The following is a 24733-nucleotide window of genomic DNA, read 5'->3' on the forward strand; positions in this document are numbered from 1 at the left end:
ATGAATACAAAACAACACACCATCCCCCGCATTGCCATACAAAGCGTAGGCACCGGTTTAACGATGATGGCTTTTTTTACCATGATGTGGACAGGCATAGCCTATGGCAGCATGGGTAGTAATGGATTGATCATATTAATACTGTTTTCGCTTATTGCGCTAACACTTATTTTTAATGGCATAAAATTTTTTCTTGAGGCAAAACGTTTCCCAAAATCTGAAAGTGAAGCCGACAAAGCCGAAGAAAAGCGGACCGGCAAATGGTTCGGAATAATTTTCGGAGCAGAAGGCTTGCTGATTTTTGTAGGTATTAATATCGTGATCAACCTGGGCCATGCCGACCTGACGATACCGGTTATGGCGCTGGTTGTCGGATTGCATTTTTACCCGCTGGCGAGGGTGTTCAGAAGAACGATCGATTATTACCTTGCTACCTGGACAACCATTGTCGCCATTATTGGCATCTGGTTTATATTGAACAAATCTTATTCAACCGCTACAATTGATGCCTTTGTAGGCGTGGGGACTGCAATTGCTACTTCTTGCTATGGGGTTTATATGATCTATACTGGAAAAAGATTTGTCAACTCATTGAACAAAACGAGCGCTGATTAGATCAATTCCTTCCGCATCACATAATCATTCATCCAGTATGAGCCGATGGGGATATCCTCTTCATAAGCCACGCTGAACCCCATCTTTTCATAAAAGTGCTTTGCTTTGTTGTAGCGGTTTACATTCAGGTCGAGGGTATGCTTACCAGCTTCAATGGTTTTCTGCGCTACTTCGTTGATCAATATTTTTCCGTAGCCTTTGCCTTGGGTTTCGGGCAGGCAATATAATTTATGTAGTTTATATATCTCCGGATCTTCTTCGCGCGGTGAATAGCCCGCAAAAGCAACCGGTTTACCATCTTCAATCAGCAATAAATAAGTTTGAGTACCATGTTCCAACTGTGCTGAGATATTTTCGACTGAATAAATCTTATTCAGCATAAATTCGATTTGCTCTTTTTCCAATATAGGCGAATAAGTGGCCCACCAGGTTTTTTCGGCAATTTCTATTATGGTTTTCAGATCAGATATAGTGGCTTGTCGGATAGTGTACATTTTTCAAATATATCACAAATCTGCACAGGCGCGATGCATCGCGTCTCTACTAGTATTTATACCGTTCGCCCCAAATCTTCCTTAGTTTTTCTTTGGTTTCCGCTTCGCGGGAATTATTGCCCGGGTCGTAAATTTTTGTTCCGCGGATGGCTTCAGGAAGAAAATCCTGTTCGACGAAATTGCCTTCAAAACTGTGGGCGTATTTATACTCCTTACCATAGCCGATGTTCTTCATTAGTTTGGTTGGCGCATTGCGTAAATGCAAAGGCACAGGAAGGTCGCCGGTTTCTTTTACAAGTGCTATGGCTGCCCCAATAGCCGTCGTAGCCGAATTACTTTTAGCCGAAGTTGCCAGGTATATGGCCGTTTGCGACAGGATCAGTTGCGACTCAGGCCAACCGATCACATTCACCGCCTCAAAGCACGATTGCGCCAACAACAAGGCATTTGGATTAGCATTGCCGATATCCTCCGAAGCCAGGATGAGCATACGGCGTGCGATAAATAAAGGGTCTTCCCCTCCAACGATCATCCTCGCCAGCCAGTAAACAGCGCCATTGGGGTCGCTGCCACGCATGGACTTAATAAAAGCCGAAATGATATCATAATGTTGCTCACCGGTTTTATCATACAGTGCCATGTTTTGCTGCACATGCTGCAATGTCACTTCGTTGGTGATGACGATCCGTTTTGTCGGGAAGGCATTCACCAACAGCTCGAAAATATTCAATAGCTTTCGCGCATCACCACCTGATAACCGGAGCAAAGCTTCGTATTCCTTTACCTCGATATTCTTTTGCTTCAACACTACATCTTCTTTCATCGCTTTGTTAAGCAGATTTACCAGGTCGTCTTCTTCCAATGGTTGAAGGACATACACCTGGCATCGCGATAGCAAAGCGGAGATCACCTCGAATGATGGATTTTCAGTAGTGGCGCCTATCAGCGTAACGATACCGCGCTCCACAGCACCCAAAAGTGAATCCTGCTGCGATTTGGAAAAACGGTGTATTTCATCGATGAACAATATAGGCAGGGTTTCACCCAGCTCCCTTAATTGCGATGCTTTTTCGATCACTTCACGTACATCTTTTACACCCGAATTAATTGCGCTTAAAGAAAAGAAAGGCCGGTATAAAGTCTGCGAAATAATATACGCCAAAGTAGTTTTACCTACTCCCGGCGGCCCCCAAAAGATCATAGATGGCAGCGAACCAGATTCAATGGCCTTGCGCAATACCGCACCCTTTCCAACCAAATGTTTCTGTCCAACATAATCATCCAGCGACTTCGGACGCATGCGCTCGGCTAAAGGCGGCAAATTGTTCATGTAGTAAAATTCGGAAATAAAAATTCAAATCCTAAAAAATTTAGTATTTTAGGAACAATTATATGATACAACAGTTTGATCAATCCAACTACCGCTCCATCTGCGATCAACTGGCAGCTGCCGACCCCGAACTTCAATATATTATCGACACTCATGGCCATCCGCCATTCTGGTCGAGGCCGAACAGTTTTGAGTCGCTGGTACACATTATTTTAGAGCAACAGGTTTCGCTGGCGTCAGCATTGTCCGCTTTAAATAAACTGAAGGAGCGTGTACAGGAGTTAACCCCTACACGTGTCCTGCTACTTACTGACGAAGAAATGCGCGCCTGCTATGTGAGCCGGCAAAAAAGTGGATACATTAAATTCCTTGCTGAGGCATTGCTGAGCGGTCAGCTGAAATTGGAAGAGTTTTATCATATGCCCGATGACGCGGTACGGGCGCAATTGACTGCTTTAAAAGGCATCGGCAACTGGACAGCCGATGTATATCTGATGTTTGCCCTGCAGCGTGCAGATATTTTTCCAATTGGCGATTTAGCCGCAGTAAATGCGCTCAAAAGAATAAAGAAATTACATACTGCGATCACCCAGGAAGAGATGCTGCTGATAGCTGAGCAATGGCGACCGTATCGCTCTCTGGCCACTATGCTGTTATGGCATTTTTATTTAAGCACACCACGACCTTCTTCCAAAGCTGCCTTGACTAAATAAAGCTTCAAATTGTAACAAAAAAGCCATTTTTCCCAAACCAAAGGCAATCAATCGGGACAAAAGCCGTTGAGTCTTTATTCATTCATAAGTTTTGGCTTATGAATTATTTGTATGTAAATTTGGTATATACTCCGAAACCTGCGCCATCGCAATTCATCTTGTTAATAATTAAAAGTACTTGCCTATGAAACTGATTATTCATGGTGGCTTTTTTAGTGAGTGGAAGACCAACCAGGAGGTGAAGTATGCCAAACAAGAGGCGTTGCGGGAAATTGTGCAGTTGGGTTACCGGTATCTTCAAACACACAACGCCATTGAAACTGTAGTTTATACTGTGGCGTTATTGGAAGATTGCGATCTTTTTAACGCAGGCACAGGCTCCCAAATACAAAGCGATGGCAAAATAAGAATGAGCGCATCGCTAATGGACGGAAAAACCTTGCAATTTTCAGGTGTCATTAATATTGAAGGCGTGAGAAATCCTATTCGTGTAGCTGAAAAACTAATGAGCAGGGAAGACAAGGTATTGAGTGGCAAGGGCGCCATTGAGTTTGCCCGCTATAATGGATTCCCTTATTATAACCCCGAAACGCCAATGCGCCGCCGCGAGTATGAAAAAAGACTCAGCGATTCGATACGTATGGGGACGGTAGGCTGCGTGGCAATGGATATTTATGGAGACCTGGCTGCTGCAACATCGACCGGAGGTAAAGGATTCCAGATACCTTTCAGAGTAAGCGATTCGGCTACGGCAGCGGGGAATTATGTAAATCAATATGCCGGTGTATCGTGCACGGGTATAGGCGAAGATATTGTCAGCGGGGCGGTAGCGCCAAAGATCGTAACAAGGGTAACCGACGGAATGACGATTCAGGCAGCAACAAACAAAACCTTAAACGAACTAAAATCGTTTAACGGGTGCGCAGGAGTGATTGGGATTGCTGCCAACGGCGATACTTTTCACGCTGATACCCACCCTTATATGGTGTGGGCACTGCACGACGGGCTGGTTGAGGTTTTCAATTAAACCCCGCAATTGCTTGTTAATCAATTTTATATGTATATTAGCAAAATAAATTAGTAGCACCGGAATAGAATAAATGCGTTTAAGACTAATCATTTTCTTTTGCCTGATCAGTTTTTCAGCTTCGGCTCAAATCTGGGAAAAAATCGGTTTCAAAAAGAAGCATATCCTATTACCCGTCCTTCCGCCTGCCAAAGGGCAGCAGTTTGTCAGCACCACTAATACTTTAAAGTTGAACAGTTTACAGGTTCAACCCATAGTGTTTGAAACTTGCGAATTTACCCTCGTCGCTACGTCGAAAATGGTAATGGAACAGGCTAAACACAATATGCGGTTCAGGGTTTACAATGATGCCAGCTATAATTTTAGCGACCTGGCAGCTTTGTATGTTAAGCTGCACCGCTGGTCTGAAGCTAAATGGTACTATTTGCAAAGCAGCAACATATCGCGCCAGCAAAATGACGACAAGCATACCATGAGCAATTTGCTTGGTCTGGCAGGTATAAAAGTAAATATCGGCGATATACCCTCTGCAAGAGCTGACCTGATGGAAGCACGTGATCTTTCCCGCTCACTCGGAATGCAGACGCAAACAGCTGATATTGAAAAACAAATACTTTTATTGGCTCAAAATAGTGGTACAACTAAACCTGATATAAAATATGCCGAGGGCGCTGCGGGGGGAGAAAAAAAGACATTGTAAATACATTTACAGTATACGGCTTTTAAACTATCGGCGTTATTATTCATCCAAATAAAACATAAATTGTAATATTGTTATTTCTATGACAGAGGCAGTATTTACACTGTCTCTTTTTATTTACATTAGCAACCCTATAACAGGCACGAGTATTGATGTCAAACTACAGTTCAGATTTAAAGAGAGTTAAAGATATGTTCAAGAAATTATATATTCTGTTGGTGCTAGGCGCCGCGTTGGCATGCAAGGCCTCGCCAGCAAATCAACCAATGAAAAGGGTCGACGGATCAAATGATCTGCAACCCGATGCGCAACAAAGTATCGTATGCCAATACATAGCTAATATTATCAGCGAGCACAATTATAAAAAGGTGCCTTTGAATGATTCGTTATCTGAAGTGGTTTTCAAACGCTATGTGAAAGCGCTTGACGAGAACCATAATTACCTGCTGGCATCTGATATTAAGGACTTTGATAAATATAAAGATGTAATTGACGACGACCTGAAAAGCGGAAATCTGTCGGATGTATTCTACATGTTTAACGTTTATCAGAAACGGTATAACGACCGCATAAAATACTCACTGGCTCAGCTGGATAAGCCTTTTGATTTTAATGGTCATGATACATTCACTTTCGATCGCGACAGCCTGCCTTATTTTGCTTCAGACGATGAGGCGAACAAGGTTTGGACCGAGCGTGTGGAGTATGACATGCTTAACCTGAAAATGGCGAACCCCGATCTGGCTAAAGACAAGGAAACACTAAAAAAACGTTACGAGAGCCTCTTGTCGCAGTCAAACAAGCTGAACAATCAGGATGTGTTCCAGATTTTTATGGATGCATTCACCAATGCAGTCGATCCGCATACCAACTACTTTAACCCTGCTAATGCTGCTAATTTCAATATAGAAATGTCGCGCTCGCTGGAAGGTATCGGTGCAACGCTGCAATCAAAGGATGAATATGTAACCATTTCAACTATTGTACCGGGTGGCCCTGCCGATAAAAGCAAACAGTTATCTCCTGAAGACCGCATTGTTGGCGTGGCTCAAGGTAAAACCGGCGAGTTCCAGAATGTGATAGGGTGGAGAATTGAAAACGCTATTGCCCTTATCCGCGGCACCAAAGGCACTATCGTTCGTTTGGAAGTGTTGTCAAAAGGCAGCAGCACCAGCAGCAAGCCCAAAGTGGTGGAGATGGTTCGCGAAAAGATCATTTTAAAAGATCAGTCGGCTAAAAAAGAGATCAAGACCTACAACTCAAACGGTAAGGAAGTGAAGATTGGCATTATTTCTATCCCGGCATTTTATATCGACTATAACGACTATAAGTCGGGCAACCCGAACTATAAGAGCACAACCCGCGACGTAAAATTGATTCTGGATACGCTGAAACGCGAAAACGTAGATGGTGTAGTGATCGACCTTCGTGAAAATGGCGGTGGCTCGTTAATGGAGGCAATTGATTTGGGTGGATTGTTTATTAAAACAGGCCCTATTGTTCAGGTTCGTGATGCACGCGACCAAACAGAAGTAGATAATGATGAAGACCCGGCTATTGCTTACTCTGGCCCAATGGCTGTGATTGTTGACCGCTTTAGCGCCTCAGCATCTGAAATATTTGCCGGCGCTATGCAGGATTATGGTCGTGCTTTGATCCTGGGTACTCAAACCTACGGCAAGGGGACCGTGCAGAATGCGATCGACCTGGATAAAGTGATCAAACCATCGGTACTGGCAGACCTGATGGCAAAAATGAACAGCAATAAGACCGACAAAACTGTTTCAACCGGCAGCCAAAGCAGGCTAGGCCAATTAAACCTGACAATCGCTAAGTTTTACCGTATAAGTGGAAACTCAACCCAACATAAGGGTGTAACTCCTGACATTAAGTTCCCGTCAGTAATTCCGATGGATAAATACGGAGAAGATACTGAGCCATCAGCGTTGCCTTTTGATATAATTGCAAAAAGTGACTACACTAAGGTAAGTGATTTTACGTCCGTGGTTCCTCAATTGAACAAGCTTCATGAGCAACGTATGAGCAATAGCAATAGCTATAAATACCTGATGCAGGATATTGCTGATTTTACAAAACGCGAGAATGAGAAAAGCGTAACCCTCAACGAGCAACAGCTTAAAAAAGAGCGAGATGCAGATGAGGCTAAGTCATTTGAACGTGAAAACGATAAACGGGTGGCTCTAGGGTTTAAACCACTGAAAAAAGGAGAAACCAGACCTAAAAATGAAGACCTGGATTTCCTGAAAATTGAAGCTGGCCAAATACTGACCGATTATATTAACCTGGGCAGTAAATATACCAGCACCCCGGTAAATCAACAGCAGCAATAATTCATTCTGAATTTCAAAAATAGAATCCCGGCTTAGTCCGGGATTTCTTTATTTTATAAGCATGGCCTATATCCTACTCACCCCGACTAGTCTACGCTAGTTGCTCCTTACTATGGCATCTGGTGAGTCTGTGAGATGTGCGTTCACTTCACCTTTCATCTCGAAATAAAACTAATTCAACTAAATTAGGGTTTATCAACTATGCCTAAGAAACCGCTGCTTGAGTTTACCGACCGGGGAATTTACTGTGAGAAATGTGGCTTTTACATCGATCCGTGGAAGCCAGTAGATTATGCGGTGATCACCCATGCACATGCTGATCATGCTTATGTAGGACATAAACATTACCTGGCACATCATCTTTCCAAACAAGTTTTACTTTACCGTTTAGGCGATATTGATTTGCAAACGGTTGAGTATGGTGAGAAGATCAATAAAAATGGTGTCGAAATTTCTTTACACCCTGCCGGACATGTCATTGGCTCGGCGCAGATACGGCTAGAATACCAAGGCGCAGTTTGGGTGGTTTCAGGCGACTATAAGGTCGAAGATGACGGGGTCTCTACCCCGTTCGAACCTGTGAAATGTCACCATTTTATATCCGAATGCACTTTTGGAATGCCGGTTTATCAATGGAAGCCGCAGTTAAAGACATTCGAGGAGATGAATAAATGGTGGCGGAATAACCTTGACAATGGTTTAGCCACTGTGATAGTAGGTTATTCGTTGGGTAAGGCGCAGCGTATTTTACAAAATCTTGATTTGTTTAACGGCAAAGTATATACTCATGGAGCTATCGAGAACGTAAACCAGGCATTGAGGAATAATGGTGTTCAGCTTAACCCGACTGAAAGGATAGTTTATGATACGCCGAAGGAAGAGATAAGAAATGGGATTATACTAGCGCCCCCATCAGCCGCTGGCTCAGCGTGGATGCGCAGGTTTGCGCCTTATGATTTTGGCTATTGTTCGGGATGGATGGCTATTCGTGGTGCCAAGCGGCGCCGCGCTGCCGACAGGGGCTTTGTCCTTTCCGATCATGCCGACTGGAATGGTTTGATCAGTGCTATCGATGCTACCGGCTGCGAGTCTGTTTACCTGACCCATGGTTATACGGCTACCTTTTCCAGGTATCTGAACGAGGTTGGCTTTAATGCTAAAGAAGTTTATACTTTATACGGCGCTGAAGAAGAAGAAAACACTGGTGGGAACGACCTGTTGAACGAAACTGACAACCGTATACTTTCTTCCGAGGGTAATGAATTGGGAGGTATAGCATGAAAGCCTTTGCCCAATTATTCCTGTCGCTGGATGAGACCAACAAAACCAATGAAAAGGTTCGCGTACTGAAGGATTATTTCGCCAGCGTGCCTGATTCGGATAAGATGCATATGCTGGCGTTGTTTACCGGACGGCGGCCAAAGCGGCAGATCAATTCAACGCTTATGCGTAATTGGGCCATCGAAGCATCTAATATTCCGGTATGGCTTTTTGAAGAAAGTTACCAGGTAGTAGGTGATCTGGCGGAAACGATGTCGCTGTTAATGCCGCAAACCAATTCGGACAATAGTAAAACGTTAACAGAATGGATTGCCGAGATCAATGCACTTGTCAATAAAAATGAGGAAGAAAAAAAACTTTGGCTAATGGAATCATGGGCCATGCTCGATCCACAGGAGCGATTTGTTTTTAATAAGGTGATCACGGGCGGTTTCCGTGTAGGTGTTTCTCAAAACCTGGTGATCAAAGCCCTGGCCGATGTAACTGGCCTTGATGCAGCAACCTTGACTCATCGTATCATGGGCAACTGGGTGCCGGAGACCTATCATTTTAAACAATTGATCGGGGCAAAAGGAAGTGATGATGATGTTTCGCGGCCCTATCCGTTTTTTTTAGCATATCCAATTCAAGAAACTTCAGAACAGCAGCGCTCGGCTGAAGAATTGCAAAACACATTAAGCGATGCCGAAGATTGGCAGGCAGAATGGAAATGGGACGGCATTCGTGCGCAAATGATCAAACGCGGTGGAAAAATATTTATTTGGAGCCGTGGCGAAGACCTGGCTACCGAAAAATTCCCGGAGTTACATCCATTCTTAAATGCGTTACCCGATGGGACCGTGCTGGATGGCGAGATATTAAGCTTTCGTGAAGGGTTGCCTCTACCCTTCAATATATTGCAAACCCGCATTGGCCGAAAGAACTTAAGTAAAAAGATATTGCAGGACAGCCCGGTGGCTGTGATCGTCTATGATTGCCTGGAATATCAAGGTGAAGATATTCGCGCTAAAACACAAAATGAAAGACGTAAGCTGTTGGAAGATTTGCACAAAAAAACGCCTTTCCCGGAGTTTTTCCGCTTGTCGCCCCTGATCAGTTTTAACAGCTGGGAGGAATTGGCTGCAAAACGCGATGAATCAAGAGCAATGATTGCCGAAGGCATTATGCTGAAACGCAAAAACGCCACCTACCAGGTTGGTCGTCGTCGCGGCGACTGGTGGAAATGGAAGATTGACCCGCTATCTGTTGATGCGGTAATGATCTACGCCCAAAAAGGCCATGGTCGACGGGCAGATTTGTATACTGATTACACCTTTGCTGTATGGGATGGCGATAAGCTGGTGCCATTTGCCAAAGCTTACTCAGGTTTAACCGATCGGGAAATTAACAAGGTGGATCATTTTATCAAACGGAATACCATCGAAAAATTCGGTCCGGTACGTACCGTAAAGCCTGAGCTGGTTTTTGAGATCGGTTTTGAAGGCATTAACTGCTCCACCCGGCATAAATCCGGCGTCGCCCTTCGTTTCCCGCGCATCCTGCGGTGGCGTCAGGATAAGCCTAAAGAAGAGGCGGATACTTTGGAGACCTTGAAGGCGTTATTGGGGGAATAAGTAGCACGATTTTTTATTTCTATCTCAAATGGTTATAGTTGGCTTCCAGCTTTATTCTTTCAGCTTTCACCTCCTATCCCTATCTTTAAATTCTCGAAAACTGCATTTACAATGAAGAAACTTACATTATTTCTACTGTCGGTCTTCACCGGCAGCCATACCTTTGCTCAGAATATGAATATCAAAACACTTCCCTACCCCCAAACCAAAAAAGTTGATACTATTGATACCTATTTCGGTACTGCTGTTCCTGATCCTTATCGCTGGCTCGAAAACGACCAGGCGGCCGATACTAAAGCATGGGTGAAAGAAGAAAATAAAGTCACTCAGGATTATTTGGGACAAATACCCTACCGTGATGCAATCCGCAAACGTTTAGAGGTATTATGGAACTACGAAAAATACAGTGCCCCTTTTAAAGAAGGCAAGTACACCTACTTTTATAAGAACGACGGTCTGCAAAGCCAGGCCGTTTTGTGGCGGCAGATAGGTGACGGGCAACCTGAAATATTCCTCGATCCAAATACTTTTTCGGCTGACGGGACCACCTCTATGCAGGGTATCAATTTTACCAAAGACGGCAGCATGGCCGCCTACCAGATATCCGAAGGCGGGTCTGACTGGCGCAAGGTAATTATTATAAAAACTGCGGATAAGTCGATCATTGGCGATACACTACGCGACCTGAAATTTACCGGTTTAGCCTGGAAAGGTAATGAAGGCTTTTACTACAGTACTTACGACAAACCAAAAGTGGGCAGTCAGTTGTCAGGCATGACTCAATATCACAAACTGTATTATCATATTTTAGGTACATCCCAAAGCCAGGACAAGCTGATATTCGGCGGCGAACAGATACCAAGACGCTATATCGGAGCTTACCTGACAGAAGATGAGCGCTTCCTGGTGATTTCCGCTGCCACAACGACCACTGGTAATGAGCTGTATATTCAGGACCTGAGCAAACCGGGCAGCGAAATTGTGAATGTGGTTAACAATTTTGACAACCAGCACAGTGTGATTGATAATGTGGGTAGCAGGTTGTATATCCTTACTAACCTGTACACACCTACCTTTAAAGTAGTAACGGTGGATGCATCGAATCCAAAACCAATTAACTGGAAAGACCTGATACCCGCAACAAAAAATGTGCTGACCGTATCAACCGGCGGCGGAAAAATATTTGCCGAATACCTGAAAGACGCCACCGCATTTGTGCAGCAATATGATATGGATGGTAAGCTGGAACGCAACATCGAGCTGCCGGGTATAGGTTCAGCAGGTGGGTTTGGTACAAAAAAGGAAGAGAAAGAAACCTATTACACTTTTACCAACTACGTTTATCCGCCGACTATTTTCAAATATGATATTGCTACCGGACAGTCGTCAATTTATAAAAAAGCAAATGTGAAGTTCGACCCGGCTCAATATGAGTCAAAACAAGTATTCTATAAATCAAAAGACGGCACTAAAATTCCGATGATCATCACCTATAAAAAAGGTACCGTGATGAATGGCAAAAATCCACTATTGCTATATGCCTATGGAGGATTTGGCGTTAATTTGACGCCCGCGTTCAGTACCTCTAATATTGTTCTTTTGGAGCATGGTGGTATTTATGCTGTACCAAACCTGCGCGGAGGAGGTGAGTATGGCGAAACCTGGCACAAGGCAGGTATCAAGATGAAAAAGCAAAATGTGTTTGACGACTTTATAGCAGCAGCCGAATACCTGGTAGCTCATAAATATACCTCCAAAGATTACCTGGCAATCTCCGGGGGTTCAAATGGCGGTTTACTGGTAGGGGCTGTATTGACACAACGCCCCGACTTATGCAAAGTGGCCCTCCCGGCCGTAGGCGTAATGGATATGCTGCGTTATAATCAGTTTACCGCAGGCGCTGGATGGAGTTATGACTATGGCACCGCCCAGGACAGTAAGGAAATGTTTGATTATCTGTATAAATATTCGCCATACCACGCACTTAAACCAGCCGATTATCCGGCTACTATGGTAACCACAGCCGATCATGACGACCGCGTGGTGCCTGCGCATTCTTTTAAGTTCGGTTCCAGATTGCAGGAATATCAACAGTCAAAAGCTCCGGTGCTGATCCGCATTGAGACGAAAGCAGGTCACGGTGCAGGCCAGTCAACCGCGCAGATCATTAGCGGGCAGGCTGATAAATGGGCCTTTATGTTCCAGAATATGGGTTTGGATTGGAAAGAGTAATGAAAGGAACCCGGAAGTCAGAGAGCGGAAGTCGGAAATGGGTTTTAGGATTGCTGATTTGCATAGTCAGTTTATCAAGTTTTGCTCAAAAGAAAAACCTTAATATTGTTTACATAGGCGACAGTATTACGCAGGGCGTAGAATTAGACGACCCGGCGAAGGAAGCACCGCCAGCTATTGCTACAGCATGGCTGCGAAAGCAAAAAGGCTTAGGCAAAGTAGAATTTTCAAACCAGGGTGTGAGCGGTTTTACGACGGTGGATTTTTTGCCTTCCACCAATACGGTATTCCCAAGAGCGGACAAAGCGGCTTTGGCATTGAACAGCGAAGATGCCACGCTGGTATTCTTCATTATGCTGGGCACTAACGACAGTGCCATCGCAGGCCCGAATGGGGCGTCTGTATCTCCCGAAAAATATCACGATAATTTGAAAACCATTAACGATCGTCTACTGCAGCATTTTCCGAAGAGTAAATTTATCATTCAAAAACCAATCTGGTACAGCCCAAATACCTACAATGGGTCGATGTATTTGCAGGAGGGTTTGTCTCGCCTGCAAAGCTATTTCCATCGGATCGAGCTATTGGTGAGCGAATATAAAAGCACTAATCCCGGTCACATCTTTGCAACCGATACCAAAGCTTTTGATTATTTCAGCCAGCACTATTCAACTGATCTGATTCCTGAGCAAGGTCATGAGGGTATCTTCTATCTACATCCTAACAGCAAAGGTGCCATAATACTGGGTCAATTTTGGGGCGAGGCAATTTATAATATCCTGATGAAGAATTAACCCAGGATCTTGTACTCATTTTTTATCTACACTGTATTTTCCCGGGCCCACAAATAATAAGCCTGCAAACATAATAGCATCTTCAATAGCATGAGAAGCATTCATCAGGCCTCCTTCCGGGCCACGCATGCTGAATAATGCGGCAACAATCAGGTTGATTAGCAACAATAAACATACAGGTCTGAAGGCAAGACCAATTATCAGTAAAAAACCGCCCACTGCTTCAGTCAAAGCGGACAAAAGACCCCAAACGACCGGCCAAAAGTGTATCCCTATCACACCGGTTGCGCCTCCCAGCATTTCCCAGGTTTTTACACCTCCCTGTAATTTTGGGAAGCCGTGATAAATGAACATAATGCCCAGACCGACACGGATAATTAATAAACCGAAATTTTTGTAATTGCCTAAATTGCTGAAAAGTGCCATTTTTAGAGATAAAAGGTCAGTTAATTAGTGATTAATTTTATAAAGTTATTTACAAAAAAATCAATTTTGAAATAAGTGAGCATTAAATTAAAATCAAACGAGAATAATCAGACCTAATGGTAGCCTGCTGTGACATAGGTTTTGTCGATTTTCAATTTAAGATTTCGCCCCAAAATTAAAGATTGATTGTCGGGGATGTGGCCCGCCGGGACATCAAAGCAAACAGGATAATTATAATTCCTCACAACTTCCGTTATAATTTCAGGAACCGTTTGACCAAAGGGTATATCATTATCTTTCAGATCTGTAAAGCCGCCTACAATTAACCCCGCCAGATTTTTCAGCTTGCCGGCACGGTCAAGTGCACGTATCATCCGGTCGACTGAATACAAATATTCACCTACATCTTCTATAAAAAGTATTTTCTCATCGTAATTATAATCTGATATCGAACCCAATACGGCAACCAGCAGGCTCAGATTGCCCCCAATCAAAATGCCTGTCGCTTCTCCTGTCCTGTTCAAATCGTGAGAATTAAACCCATAGCTTAACTCTTCACCAAACAGCGCTTTTCGCAATGTATCAAGAGAATATTTGGATGCATCCGGGATATTCACCGGCATTTGTCCATGTATGGTTTGGGCCCGGTAATTGGCAAAAAGATGAGCGTGCAGTACAGTAATATCGCTAAAGCCGATTATCCACTTGGGATTGGTAACAAACTTGCTGAAATCAATTTTGTCGATAATCCGCACAGTGCCATAACCCCCGCGAGCTGCTATAATAGCTTTTACGCTGTCGTCATCAATGAATCGCTGTAAATCTTTTGCCCTTAGATCATCGTCACCCGCAAATTGGTGATAGGAAGCATTTACAGTTTCGCCTATCACAACTTCCAATCCCCAAGATTTTAATAAGGCAACCGCGTCGTCCATGGGTTTGGGTAGTTTTTTTGCCGGGCAGGTAATGGCAATTTTATCTCCTCTTTTCAGATAAGGAATTTCTTTTTGTCCGGAAGTCCGAAAGTCGGCAAGTCCGGAAGTCGTTATAGATCTATTCATAGTAGAAGATAAAACCCATATGGTTTATAAAAAGCCAGAAATTCTCTCGGACTTTCGGTCTTCCCGTCTTTCCGAGTAAAATAAATTATCTTTGCACTCCGTCAGCCGGCGGAACGCATGCAATTTAATACAATGTCACAACTTAATAAATTTAAAAGGTATACTATTACTTCGGCATTGCCTTATGCCAATGGCCCGCTGCATATTGGTCATTTGGCCGGCGCCTACTTACCTGCGGATATTTTTGTAAGATACCTGCGGCTGAAAAAGAAGGATGTAGTATACATATGCGGCTCGGACGAGCATGGAGCAGCCATCACTATAAAAGCAAAAAAAGAGGGCACCACCCCACAGGCCATTATTGATAAGTATCATGCCCAGATCAAACAAAGCTTTGAAGAGTTTGGCATATCGTTCGACATTTACCACCGGACCTCTTCGCCGATTCATCATGACCTGTCGAAAGAGTTCTTTTTGAACTTGTATGAAAAAGGCGAGTTCGTAGAAAAGTACTCAGAGCAATATTTTGATGAGGATTTTCAGCAATTCCTGGCGGACCGTTATATTATAGGAACCTGCCCTAACTGCAGCAATCCAAATGCATATGGTGACCAATGCGAAAATTGCGGTACTTCATTAAACCCGACTGATCTGATCAACCCGGTATCAACCCTTAGCGGAAAACCTCCGGTATTAAAACCGACCAAGCACTGGTATTTGCCGCTGGATAAATATCAACCCTGGCTGGAAAAATGGATCGATACCAAAGAAAATGAATGGAAAGTAAATGTGTTTGGTCAGTGCAAATCATGGCTTAAATCAGGTTTGCAGCCACGTTCCATGACCCGCGACCTGGATTGGGGTATTGATGTGCCATTGGAAGAAGCCAAAGGGAAGAAATTATATGTGTGGATGGATGCACCGATCGGCTATATTTCAGCCACCAAACAATGGGCAATGGATCATGGTAAAGACTGGAAACTGTATTGGAAGAAACAGGAACGTGAAGAAGATGAAACCTGCCTGATCCATTTTATCGGTAAAGACAATATCGTTTTCCATTGTATTATTTTCCCTGCTATTTTGAGGGCACATGGCGAATATGTTTTGCCGCAGAATGTACCTGCCAATGAGTTTTTGAACCTGGAAGGTGATAAGCTTTCTACCTCGCGGAACCATGCAGTTTGGCTTCACGAATACTTGGAAGAGTTTCCAGGCAAGCAGGATGAATTGCGTTATGTGCTGACTTCGATATTACCTGAAACCAGCGACAGTGAGTTTACCTGGAAGGATTACCAGGCACGTGTGAATAATGAACTTGTGGCCATCCTCGGGAACTTTGTGAATAGGGTGATGATATTGATGCACAAGTTTTTTGATGGCAAGATTGAAAGCGCTGATGGTGCAGTGACTCTTAAGGATGAAGGCATTAATACAGAACTTGGCCGTTTCTATGACGAACTGGAGCGCAGCCTGGAGACCTATAAATTCCGTCAAGGCATGCAAACGGTGATGGATATCGCTCGTTTGGGCAACCGTTACCTGACTGAAAAGGAGCCATGGAAAACCATAAAGACAAACCCTGACGATGCTAAGCTTGCTCTGCACAATTGTTTGGTGCTGATCGGTCACCTTGCAGGTTGTTTGCAGCCATTTTTGCCTGCTACAGCGAAGAGAATATTGACTATGCTTAACTGGCCTTCGGCGCAAATTGGTTTTGAAGAGGAAATAGTATTTAAAAACGGCCATCAATTAAACGAGGCCGCCTTGTTGTTTGAAAAGGTAGAAGACACTACGATAGATGCACAAATAGAGAAGCTGAACGCTAAAAAGCAGACCGCAGCGCCAGTACAATCTGCCGACGTACAACCTGCTAAAGCTAATATCAATTACGAAGCTTTTGCCACAATGGATATCCGCGTAGGAACCATATTGACCGCCGAAAAAGTAGCCAAAACTAAAAAGCTGCTTAAGCTGACAATCGATACCGGTATTGATCAGCGTACTGTTGTATCCGGCTTAGCTGAACAATATGAACCTGAAGCTATTGTCGGCCGCAAAGTAACTATACTGGTAAACCTTGAGCCGCGCGAAATAAAAGGCATCCTTTCGCAGGGAATGATTTTGATGGCAGAGGATAACGTGGGTGAATTAAGCTTTGTATCGACGGTGGATGATCTGCATAATGGTTCAGTCATACGTTAATGGTGTTTAAATAACTTGTATAAAAGTCGTTTAATTTGCACATTTGCACATCCAAAAATTTGCACATCTGCAAACGGCCTCGTAGTTCAATGGATAGAATAGAAGTTTCCTAAACTTTAGATATGGGTTCGATTCCCGTCGGGGCTACAACCACCTGATTATCAGGTGGTTTATTTGTTTAATAGGATTCTGTTTTTATGTTAATTTTGAATTTGTGCAGCAAACTTGTGCAGCAAATCGAGAATTTTCAATCGCAAATTCTTATAAATTTTGATAGTATCAACTATTGAGGCATTATGCTTTTTAAGGAGTAGTCGAATTTTTCTTTGTTAGACAGCAGAAACATAAACCAATAAAAAAATCGACTAAAGGTGCAGCAGTTTATAGATCAACAATTTGGACAATAAGCTGTTGATTATAAATGAACTTAAAGAATATCTGCTTATGGGGTGCGTTACTACTTTTAATAGTGCTTACGGCGTGCAATCAACCACAAAACCCGGCACAGCAGGAAACACCGACTACATCAAAATCGACAGATACAAGCGCAAAAACTGACCCTGCCCCTGACACTGATCGAACGTCGTCTGTGTCAAAGTCGGCTGATACAACCACGAAAATTAACCGTCACCCATCCGCTGACCAGCAGGCTTTGACGCTGCCTGTTTTGGATGCTTTATTTTATGAACCGGGTTTTGCGAAAGAACTAAAATCGAGATTGGGTTTGCCCGCAGCGAAAATCGCTCAATTGAGGACCGCTGCCCATGCCTCAATAAAAGAATTGAGCGAGCAGGGTAATCCGGATACTTTATCGGCAAGGTCGGCTACCGAGCGTTACCAGCAGCGGATCAAGGCGTTGATCGGTGAGCGTAAGATGCAGGAATTATTACAATTAGTCAATCAGCGTTACAGCCAGGGCGTAGAAGGACTGTCGCCAACCCAACCGAATTTTGTGCCGAAGGATACGCGCATTGTAGTAAATGTTCCGGCTTTTAGGATGGATGTTTTTGAAAAAGGCATGCTGATCAAGACCTATAAAATCGGTATCGGTTACCCCGAGTTTCCGCTGCCTGCTGGTATGCGCCGGGCAGATACGGTTATTTTTAATCCAAGCTGGACGCCTCCGGATGAGCCCTGGGTACGTGGCAAGTTTGCGCCGGGACGGAAGGTTTCTGCGGCCAATAAACTGAACCCGCTTGGACTCATCAAGATCCCCATCGGCAAGCCCTCACTCATCCACGGTGGCAAGCCGCCGGAGAAGATAGGCCATTTTGCCTCGCATGGCTGTGTTGGTTTAACCAATAAACAGGTGCTGGACCTGGTACCGATCATCCTGCGCCTGGGTCAGTCCGGTCTTTCCGCAAAAGCAGTCCGGTCGCTTGAAAAGCATAAAGGTAAAACGAAATTTGTTAAGCTACCGGAGCCCATACCGGTCGACCTCCGTTATGAAACTATCGTGGCTGAAAATGGCGGTTTACGTGTCTATCGGGATGTTTATGAGCGCAGCACTAATACGGTGGAGAATGCGAAAGCGGTCTTAGCCGCTTATGATATTAAATATGAACAGTTAAGCGCAACCGAACAAAGTCATTTGGAGGCAGCGCTCGCCGAAATGAATCGTGACGCGCACGGCCGGCAAATCGCTGCTGCGGATAGCCTGGGTCCGTCGAAAGACGGTGTGCCAGCCAGTAAATTGGCGCGGGCAAAAAAAGGCAAGGTCACTTCAAAAGTAAAAGGGCACACGGATATATTAGTGAGGCTGGCCGCGCTGCAAGGCAAAGGCTATCCCGCGCCGGTTGCATTGGATTATGGACGTAAGAAGTAGGTTTTTTTCGGTGGACCAAAACGCACGCAGTTTATTTCAGGCGTAAAGCTTTTTCAATTCTTCTTTTGATTTAGAGAGCCAAACCCGGTTATTTTTCCGTTCCATGCTGCTCAATTGAGGCGCTTCATCCAGCATCTGCTCCAGCAAAGTAACAGCTTCTTCTATCCGGTCGGCCCGTTCCAGAAAGAGCACGTATTCATATCGTTGTTCAAAGTTGGAATAACGTCCCTTCATCAGTTTGAATTCGGATTCTGCCTGTTCTGTTTGGCCCGCTCGCTCTAAAGCTTTAGCGAACAGAATATGCGCCTTTGAACTTTGAAAACGTTGCGTTTTATAAATTTTTTTAAGCGTATTAATGACTTCGCTGTACCGTTCTTGCTCAAAATAAGCAGTAGCGAGCTGCGTCAGACCGTGCTCATTTTCGGCAAAGGCACCGGTTAGGCTTTTTTCGTAAAGCTCTACAGCCTGCCTGGTGTCACCTGCTGAGAGATAGGCATCGGCCAATCTAATTTTGTTATCGAAGGTGTCAGAGAACCTGACAGTCTGCTCCAGCTTTTTGACTTTTGCGCCAGGATTTACGACAGCAGCAATATCGATCTGCGGTGCCCTAATATTTCTTCCGGGCCTGATTTCCGAGAAAATGTAAATCAAACATCCAACCATGGGCAGGAAGACGATGATCCACAACCATCTGTTTTGATTACCTCTGCGAATGCAATGAAGAGCGCAAATAACCTGCAGTGTGATTTCGACATAGTACAAATAGCTATTTCCGAAAGGGAGCATATGTGATAAGTTTATTCAAAAATATAAAATCGGGATAAACACGCAATAGAGAGGAACAAAAATGACAGCATACCAAAAAATGCGTTCCGTATCTCACCCCGGAACGCACCAATAAAGGTTCAACCCAATCTCAGATCCTTTGGAAGAATCAGAAGACAAGAACCAGGATTCAAGATGCAAGGGTCAAGATTTCTCCCGGTTCCCGGCTCTTGATTCCTGGTTCTAAAAATTATTCGTTTCTTAAACTCTTCACGGGGTTTGCCAGTGCTGCTTTTATTGCCTGGAAACTGATGGTGGCAAGTGCTATAATTATTGAAGCCAATCCGCCCAGAGCGAATAACCACCAACTGACGTTGATGCGATAAACATAATCCTGCAGCCATTGATGCATGTAATACCATGCAATGGGTGTAGCAATTGCAAAAGCAATTGCAATAAGTATGATAAATTCTTTTGAAAACAAATAAACGATGTTGCCTGCATTGGCACCAAGCACTTTACGAATACCCACTTCTTTTACCCGCTGCACGGCCATAAATGAGGCTAAACCATACAAACCCAAACAACTAAGGAAAATGGCGATGGCTGCAAAAATTTTGTACAAAACCGATAACTGACTTTCCTGTTTGTAAAAACCTGCAATTTTTTCATCCAAAAACTTGTATTGATAAACGAAATCAGGATAAGTATGGTCGAATATCTTCTTGATAGATTGCAATGTAGAAGACATGCTTGTGGTTCCCAATTTTATGGATAGCTGGTTGTACATTGCTGCATCTGTGGTAATAAGCAAGGGCGCAACCTCATTGCGAAAGGACCGGTCGTTAAAATCTTTCATTACACCAACAACCGGGCATGTTATCAGACCGTTCCATATGCTTATTTCTTTGCCTATTATGTCTTCCGGTCTTTTTAGTCCCAAACTTTTCACGAGTGATTCGTTCACCAAAAATTCTTTCGTCATTTGAGATGGCTGCAAATTTCTTCCAGCTATCAGGGGCAACTTATAAGTGGGCACATATTCTTCGTCGGCAAATTTAGTGATGGCCTTAAAATCCGATTCTTTTACCGCATGGTCAAATTTTACCGTGCTCCACGTATCGTTACCATTTTCAACCGGGGTATGGTCGCTTAAGCTTACAGTTTGAACCCCGTTTATTGACAATAGCTGTCTTTTTACATAATCCAGTTTGCTGCTGAGAGTAGTATCTATCCGGAAAGGGACATTTATCACTGCATCTTTATCAAAGCCCAGCGGTTGATCCATAAAATAATTCATCTGCTTTACGATGATGAGCGTCCCGATGATGAGCACCTGTGCAATAATGAACTGAAATACTACTAATCCTCTCCGCAATGAAATTCCGTTGGAATTTGATGTGAGTTTGCTCTTTAAAGCATTAACCGGGTTGAAACGTGATAAAACAATGGAAGGATAAAAGCCGGCGAGTGCGGTTACAACAATTGTTACGATGAGCAGGAATAAAACAATTGCAGGATTTGCGAATATGTTGAATGAAAGCGAAAGTTCTAAAAGATTACCTACATAAGGCAATGCCGCCATGGTAATACCTGCTGCAAGTAACACAGCGATGATAACTATCAAAAATGTTTCGACAAGAAACTGGATCTGTAATTGGGATTTACTGCTCCCCAAAACTTTTCTTACACCAACTTCCTTTGCCCGATTGACAGCTTGTGCAGTAGAGAGGTTGATAAAGTTTACGCAGGCAATTAACAGTATGAAAGCTGCAATGAGCCACAATACATTCAGCAATTGATGACTGATGGTTTTGTTGCTGTAATTGCCTACCTGGGCATCATAATGTACCGCACTTAATGGTTGGGCAATATGACTATCCTTATTGGTGGGAGATTCTACCTTTCGTGAGTATGCTGCTAACTGCTGATTAAAATTGATGATAGAAGTATTCGGCGGCAACAAAATGTAGCAACCATAATCGGATACCGTTGTATTCCAATCAGTTGAACTTGCTAAATAGCTTCCTGTAAAACTCGTTCCGTATGACACAACAGCTTTAAGCTGAAAGTCTGAATTGGCCGGTACAGTCTCCAGTATGCCCGAAACCGTTACTACATCAGTGCCGTGCTCAAACATATAGCCGCCCACCTGCAACTTAATGGTTTTGCCCATTGCAGATCGCCAGTCTCCGAAATATTTCTCAGCGATCTCTTTAGTCAGCAATACATTGTTCGGATCTTTTAATGATTCATACGTGCCTGCTATAAGGGGGAAATCAAATATTTTGAAGAACGAAGGCGAGGTAAAAAACACCCCCCGCTGCTCTTTGAATGCTTTTTGCGTATTTCCTTTATTATCAACTATCAGCAATTGATCGTTTTGACTGGCAAAAATTGGAGCTACTTCCAGTTGGGGAAAAGCCGTTTTTAATCCCAAGGGAATTGGAAAAGGAAGATCTTTCCCATAAGAAACATCACCTGACCCTTCGTGATGATATTCGGTTAACACACGATAGATGCGGTCCTTCTTCGAGTGAAAATTATCAAAGCCATTTTGAAATTGTATAATAATAAAAATCGTCATACAAACGGCAATGCCAACAGCCAGACCGGTAATATTTATGGCGGCGTAGCTTTTATTACGCATCAGGTTACGTCGCGCTATTTTAAAATAATTCCTAAACATGTAATTGCGATTTAATTTGTCATGATACCACTTCGGGGTGGTTTCTGAAGACGAATTTACCGTCGCAATTTGTTGCTGACTTCTCAAATTATAAGATGGGAACTCTTTTTTTCGTTCGTTTTTATATTCCACAGGGCTTTTCCCTGTTATTTGTTTGAAAATGCGGCTAAAGGTGCTTTGGGAATTGAACCCCGATTCAAACGCAATGCCAAGGAGCGTGATATGGTCAAAAGCGGGGTCCTGCATTTTCCGGGCCGCGTCCTGAACACGATATTCATTAATAAAATCATTGAAGCTTTTCTTGTGGGCCGTATTGATTATTCGCGATAACTCGTGGGTAGTCAGGCCAAGCTTTTCAGCCAGTGAGTTCAGGCTTAATTCAGGATCCAGATAGTAGCGGTTTTCTTTAACAGTTTTCTTTAGCCAAGCCCCTTTTTGCTTCAATTCAGCCGGTAGTAATGGTTTTAGAATTGGCATCGTATCTGACTGCACGCTGATGTCCGGTGTTAAAAAGGCCCTGGCGGCCCACCAGATGATCATAGACACTAAAAGGAGATACAAGGGATAATAAGCCTGTGCACCTGATTGATAATTGTAAAAAAAATAGTCGGCAGCTATAAAGGGTAGCCACAACAGCCATAATATCCCGAAACCTACTAATAAGCGATGTAACCAGCGGAGCTCATATCGATACCGGTCGCCGCCATTAAATTTTTGCAGTTGATAAAAGTCTTCTATCAGTATATGACCCTTGTATAGGTAGACGATGACCGAAACGAATGCTAACAGTTCTAATACCGGATTCAATCGCTGAAATAACAGCGTATCGTATGTCGACGCGCCTGTTTTTATACTTTCTATAGTTTCTAAAATATAAGCGCCTAGTTCTAACAATAGGGGGCTGAAATGCAACAGAGCTTTGCTTCGGATTTTATAATCCGGCCGGGTTGTTTTGAATACATAAAAGTAAATGAGCGGACCAAGCGCCAGCGAAAATTGTAGCGGCAGCCGGCTCCAAAAAGGAACATAGGTCGCCAGCCGGATGTCGATTGCCAGTATCCGGGCGATCCACAAAATAACAATAGCCAATGCGATGGCCAAAAACCGATTTGCCAATTGGTTTGCTTTCTTAATGAACCATAAAAGCAGGATAAACGTGAGGCCAATAAAGATCGTCCCCAGGAAAGCCAGGTCGTAGGCGTTGATATGGAAAGTATAAGTATTCAATTGAACTATTCAAACTCAATCATTGTTCCAAACATATAACTTATTGATATAAAAAAAATTATATGGAATAAAACTTGTGCGCTGTAACAAAACCGGACATTGAGCCGTCCGGTTTTGTTATAGCATTGACCCGTCCGGCAATAGCTACACATTTTGGTGAGATAATCCTGCAAGAACTCCACATTGGATTTTGGTAATCCTAAAAGTGCTCGCATGTTATAATTTTAAAGATAAATAATAAATAACTTGTTGTTTGTTTGTCGTGTTGGAATGTGGGAAACTCGCAGAGTTTTCCATATTTCAATGCGTTTTTCTTTTTTTGCTTCTTTTTTTCTTTTTACCGGAACCTGCTTTCTTGTGAATAAACAATTGTTATTAGTTGGCATTGTTAGGCTGGTACCGTGAGCGTCTTCTGCCTCTGCCACTGGCTGGGATAGTTTTTCCAGCGCTTTTGTAATACGCTACCTTGCTGGTGTGCCTGAGTGGGAGTTAGATAATCACAGCTACCATGGGGCCTAAGGTCGTTGTAAGCCTTTATGCTACCTATGACTTTCTGATGCGTCTGCTCAAAGCTTAAGGCGCTGCCATAAAGGTTGAACTCTCCTTTAAGAATACCATTCATTCGCTCCGCTAGTGCATTCTCATACGGATCGCCACATTCGGTCATACTGATATCAATTTCGTGTGTGGTTAATAGCTCTACGTAGTCCTTACAGCAGTACTGGGAACCCCGGTCGGAGTGATGGATCAGGGTCTGTCCGCCGTAGCTACGATTATTCAAAGCCATTTGTAAAGATTCGATACAGCCGATGGCCAACATATCAGTTCTGAAACAAAAGCCCATAATCTTGCGGGAAAACGCATCGGTTATCAGGGATAAATACCCCCATTGATTGTTTACCCTGATATAGGTCATATCACTCACCCAGAGTTGCTCTGGACGTGTAATTTCAAGACCCTTTACCAGGTTGGAGTACTTACGCATCCAGTGTCTGGAGTCGGTGGTGAATACTTTTTTCCTGCGCTGCCGGATCAGTAGCTTGTGGGTATCAAAAAGATCAAACAGATAATCCCTTCCGGCTTTAATACCGTGTGATTCCAGTTCAGGCTGCAATAAAAAGAGCATTTTCCGTGTCCCAAGTCTGGGAAGCGAAATCCTTATTTTGCTTACCTCCTGCAAAATCACCTCTTCTTTAAGGGTATCCTTTTGTGCCCTCCATGCGTGATCATAATGAGCGTAACGGGTTTTGCCAAACAGTCTACACAGATATTCCCAGCTCCTATGGGGAAAATCTGTTTTCATGATCATGACTGCCTGGCACCAGGCTTTTTTCGGATCGCGATCTTAAATTGATCCTCGGCGACATCAATAAGGGTGTTTAGCG

The 24733-nt window shown here is 43.6% G+C and carries 18 protein-coding genes and 1 tRNA gene; 12 read left to right on the forward strand and 7 right to left on the reverse strand.

Features of this window, described 5'->3' with window-relative positions:
- Positions 1-615, forward strand: a complete 615-nt coding sequence (locus tag Q3A68_RS06530; RefSeq protein WP_302900252.1) for a hypothetical protein — start codon at positions 1-3, stop codon at positions 613-615.
- Here the strand turns inward: Q3A68_RS06530 and Q3A68_RS06535 are convergent.
- Both Q3A68_RS06535 and Q3A68_RS06540 read right to left on the reverse strand, forming a co-directional pair.
- Positions 612-1109, reverse strand: a complete 498-nt coding sequence (locus Q3A68_RS06535; protein WP_302900253.1) for a GNAT family N-acetyltransferase — start codon at positions 1107-1109, stop codon at positions 612-614. The two genes, Q3A68_RS06530 and Q3A68_RS06535, sit on opposite strands and share 4 nt — an antisense overlap.
- Positions 1110-1158: 49 nt before the next feature.
- Positions 1159-2439 (reverse strand): replication-associated recombination protein A, encoded by a 1281-nt coding sequence (locus Q3A68_RS06540; protein WP_302900254.1) that lies wholly within the window; start codon positions 2437-2439, stop codon positions 1159-1161.
- A 62-nt stretch (positions 2440-2501) separates the two neighbouring features.
- On the opposite strand from Q3A68_RS06540, the gene Q3A68_RS06545 reads away from it, so the two are divergent.
- The 8 genes from Q3A68_RS06545 (at position 2502) to Q3A68_RS06580 (ending at position 13150) form a co-directional block, all read left to right on the forward strand.
- Positions 2502-3152 carry a DNA-3-methyladenine glycosylase family protein gene (locus Q3A68_RS06545; RefSeq protein WP_302900255.1) on the forward strand — a complete coding sequence of 217 codons (651 nt, stop codon included), beginning with the start codon at positions 2502-2504 and terminating at the stop codon, positions 3150-3152.
- Positions 3153-3336: 184 nt separating this feature from the next.
- Complete coding sequence (locus Q3A68_RS06550) at positions 3337-4179, forward strand: isoaspartyl peptidase/L-asparaginase (RefSeq protein ID WP_302900256.1); 843 nt, start codon at positions 3337-3339, stop codon at positions 4177-4179.
- Positions 4180-4252: 73 nt separating this feature from the next.
- The gene (locus tag Q3A68_RS06555) at positions 4253-4879 is read left to right on the forward strand and encodes a tetratricopeptide repeat protein (protein WP_302900257.1); all 627 of its coding nucleotides are present in this window, start codon (positions 4253-4255) and stop codon (positions 4877-4879) included.
- 191 nt (positions 4880-5070) lie between these two features.
- Positions 5071-7230 carry a carboxy terminal-processing peptidase gene (locus Q3A68_RS06560; protein ID WP_302900258.1) on the forward strand — a complete coding sequence of 720 codons (2160 nt, stop codon included), beginning with the start codon at positions 5071-5073 and terminating at the stop codon, positions 7228-7230.
- Positions 7231-7431: 201 nt separating this feature from the next.
- A complete protein-coding gene (locus Q3A68_RS06565; RefSeq protein WP_302900259.1) occupies positions 7432-8511 on the forward strand; it encodes a ligase-associated DNA damage response exonuclease in 1080 nt (359 codons plus the stop codon).
- The gene (locus tag Q3A68_RS06570; protein WP_302900260.1) at positions 8508-10124 is read left to right on the forward strand and encodes an ATP-dependent DNA ligase; all 1617 of its coding nucleotides are present in this window, start codon (positions 8508-8510) and stop codon (positions 10122-10124) included. The genes Q3A68_RS06565 and Q3A68_RS06570 overlap by 4 nt, the downstream gene beginning before the upstream one ends.
- Positions 10125-10235: 111 nt before the next feature.
- A complete protein-coding gene (locus tag Q3A68_RS06575) occupies positions 10236-12356 on the forward strand; it encodes a prolyl oligopeptidase family serine peptidase (RefSeq protein ID WP_302900261.1) in 2121 nt (706 codons plus the stop codon).
- Positions 12311-13150, forward strand: a complete 840-nt coding sequence (locus tag Q3A68_RS06580; RefSeq protein WP_302900262.1) for a GDSL-type esterase/lipase family protein — start codon at positions 12311-12313, stop codon at positions 13148-13150. The genes Q3A68_RS06575 and Q3A68_RS06580 overlap by 46 nt, the downstream gene beginning before the upstream one ends.
- Positions 13151-13165: 15 nt before the next feature.
- Here Q3A68_RS06580 and Q3A68_RS06585 read toward each other — a convergent pair whose 3' ends face one another.
- Both Q3A68_RS06585 and Q3A68_RS06590 read right to left on the reverse strand, forming a co-directional pair.
- Entirely contained in the window at positions 13166-13576 is a 411-nt protein-coding gene (locus Q3A68_RS06585; protein WP_302900263.1) for a DoxX family protein, read from the reverse strand.
- 113 nt (positions 13577-13689) lie between these two features.
- Positions 13690-14637, reverse strand: coding sequence for a S66 peptidase family protein (locus Q3A68_RS06590; RefSeq protein ID WP_302900264.1), 948 nt, complete (start codon positions 14635-14637; stop codon positions 13690-13692).
- A 132-nt stretch (positions 14638-14769) separates the two neighbouring features.
- On the opposite strand from Q3A68_RS06590, the gene metG reads away from it, so the two are divergent.
- From metG to Q3A68_RS06605, 3 genes are all read left to right on the forward strand, one after another.
- Positions 14770-16842: a methionine--tRNA ligase gene (gene metG / locus Q3A68_RS06595; RefSeq protein WP_302900265.1), complete on the forward strand. Its 2073-nt coding sequence runs from the start codon at positions 14770-14772 to the stop codon at positions 16840-16842.
- A 75-nt stretch (positions 16843-16917) separates the two neighbouring features.
- Positions 16918-16989, forward strand: a tRNA-Arg gene (locus tag Q3A68_RS06600).
- A 274-nt stretch (positions 16990-17263) separates the two neighbouring features.
- Positions 17264-18667 carry a L,D-transpeptidase family protein gene (locus tag Q3A68_RS06605; protein ID WP_302900266.1) on the forward strand — a complete coding sequence of 468 codons (1404 nt, stop codon included), beginning with the start codon at positions 17264-17266 and terminating at the stop codon, positions 18665-18667.
- Positions 18668-18703: 36 nt separating this feature from the next.
- Here the strand turns inward: Q3A68_RS06605 and Q3A68_RS06610 are convergent, their stop codons facing one another.
- The 3 genes from Q3A68_RS06610 to Q3A68_RS06620 all read right to left on the reverse strand — a co-directional run bounded on the left by Q3A68_RS06610 (position 18704) and on the right by Q3A68_RS06620 (position 24651).
- On the reverse strand, positions 18704-19453 hold the full coding sequence (locus Q3A68_RS06610; protein WP_302900267.1) for a PLDc N-terminal domain-containing protein: 750 nt from the start codon (positions 19451-19453) through the stop codon (positions 18704-18706).
- A gap of 229 nt (positions 19454-19682) precedes the next feature.
- Positions 19683-23348: an ABC transporter permease gene (locus tag Q3A68_RS06615; RefSeq protein ID WP_302900268.1), complete on the reverse strand. Its 3666-nt coding sequence runs from the start codon at positions 23346-23348 to the stop codon at positions 19683-19685.
- A gap of 388 nt (positions 23349-23736) precedes the next feature.
- A complete protein-coding gene (locus tag Q3A68_RS06620) occupies positions 23737-24651 on the reverse strand; it encodes an IS3 family transposase (RefSeq protein ID WP_302900269.1) in 915 nt (304 codons plus the stop codon).
- Positions 24652-24733 lie beyond the last annotated feature (82 nt).

Source organism: Mucilaginibacter tolerans (genome assembly GCF_030519375.1).
In the GTDB taxonomy this organism is placed as follows: Bacteria; Bacteroidota; Bacteroidia; order Sphingobacteriales; family Sphingobacteriaceae; genus Mucilaginibacter.

What these genes read in the sequence shown, in the direction of transcription:
- Q3A68_RS06530 (WP_302900252.1), top strand. Translation starts at nt 1, where the DNA reads ATGAATACAAAACAACACACCATCCCCCGCATTGCCATACAAAGCGTA.
- Q3A68_RS06535 (WP_302900253.1), bottom strand. Translation starts at nt 1,109, where the DNA reads ATGTACACTATCCGACAAGCCACTATATCTGATCTGAAAACCATAATA.
- Q3A68_RS06540 (WP_302900254.1), bottom strand. Translation starts at nt 2,439, where the DNA reads ATGAACAATTTGCCGCCTTTAGCCGAGCGCATGCGTCCGAAGTCGCTG.
- Q3A68_RS06545 (WP_302900255.1), top strand. Translation starts at nt 2,502, where the DNA reads ATGATACAACAGTTTGATCAATCCAACTACCGCTCCATCTGCGATCAA.
- Q3A68_RS06550 (WP_302900256.1), top strand. Translation starts at nt 3,337, where the DNA reads ATGAAACTGATTATTCATGGTGGCTTTTTTAGTGAGTGGAAGACCAAC.
- Q3A68_RS06555 (WP_302900257.1), top strand. Translation starts at nt 4,253, where the DNA reads ATGCGTTTAAGACTAATCATTTTCTTTTGCCTGATCAGTTTTTCAGCT.
- Q3A68_RS06560 (WP_302900258.1), top strand. Translation starts at nt 5,071, where the DNA reads ATGTTCAAGAAATTATATATTCTGTTGGTGCTAGGCGCCGCGTTGGCA.
- Q3A68_RS06565 (WP_302900259.1), top strand. Translation starts at nt 7,432, where the DNA reads ATGCCTAAGAAACCGCTGCTTGAGTTTACCGACCGGGGAATTTACTGT.
- Q3A68_RS06570 (WP_302900260.1), top strand. Translation starts at nt 8,508, where the DNA reads ATGAAAGCCTTTGCCCAATTATTCCTGTCGCTGGATGAGACCAACAAA.
- Q3A68_RS06575 (WP_302900261.1), top strand. Translation starts at nt 10,236, where the DNA reads ATGAAGAAACTTACATTATTTCTACTGTCGGTCTTCACCGGCAGCCAT.
- Q3A68_RS06580 (WP_302900262.1), top strand. Translation starts at nt 12,311, where the DNA reads ATGGGCCTTTATGTTCCAGAATATGGGTTTGGATTGGAAAGAGTAATG.
- Q3A68_RS06585 (WP_302900263.1), bottom strand. Translation starts at nt 13,576, where the DNA reads ATGGCACTTTTCAGCAATTTAGGCAATTACAAAAATTTCGGTTTATTA.
- Q3A68_RS06590 (WP_302900264.1), bottom strand. Translation starts at nt 14,637, where the DNA reads ATGAATAGATCTATAACGACTTCCGGACTTGCCGACTTTCGGACTTCC.
- metG (WP_302900265.1), top strand. Translation starts at nt 14,770, where the DNA reads ATGTCACAACTTAATAAATTTAAAAGGTATACTATTACTTCGGCATTG.
- Q3A68_RS06605 (WP_302900266.1), top strand. Translation starts at nt 17,264, where the DNA reads ATGAACTTAAAGAATATCTGCTTATGGGGTGCGTTACTACTTTTAATA.
- Q3A68_RS06610 (WP_302900267.1), bottom strand. Translation starts at nt 19,453, where the DNA reads ATGCTCCCTTTCGGAAATAGCTATTTGTACTATGTCGAAATCACACTG.
- Q3A68_RS06620 (WP_302900269.1), bottom strand. Translation starts at nt 24,651, where the DNA reads ATGAAAACAGATTTTCCCCATAGGAGCTGGGAATATCTGTGTAGACTG.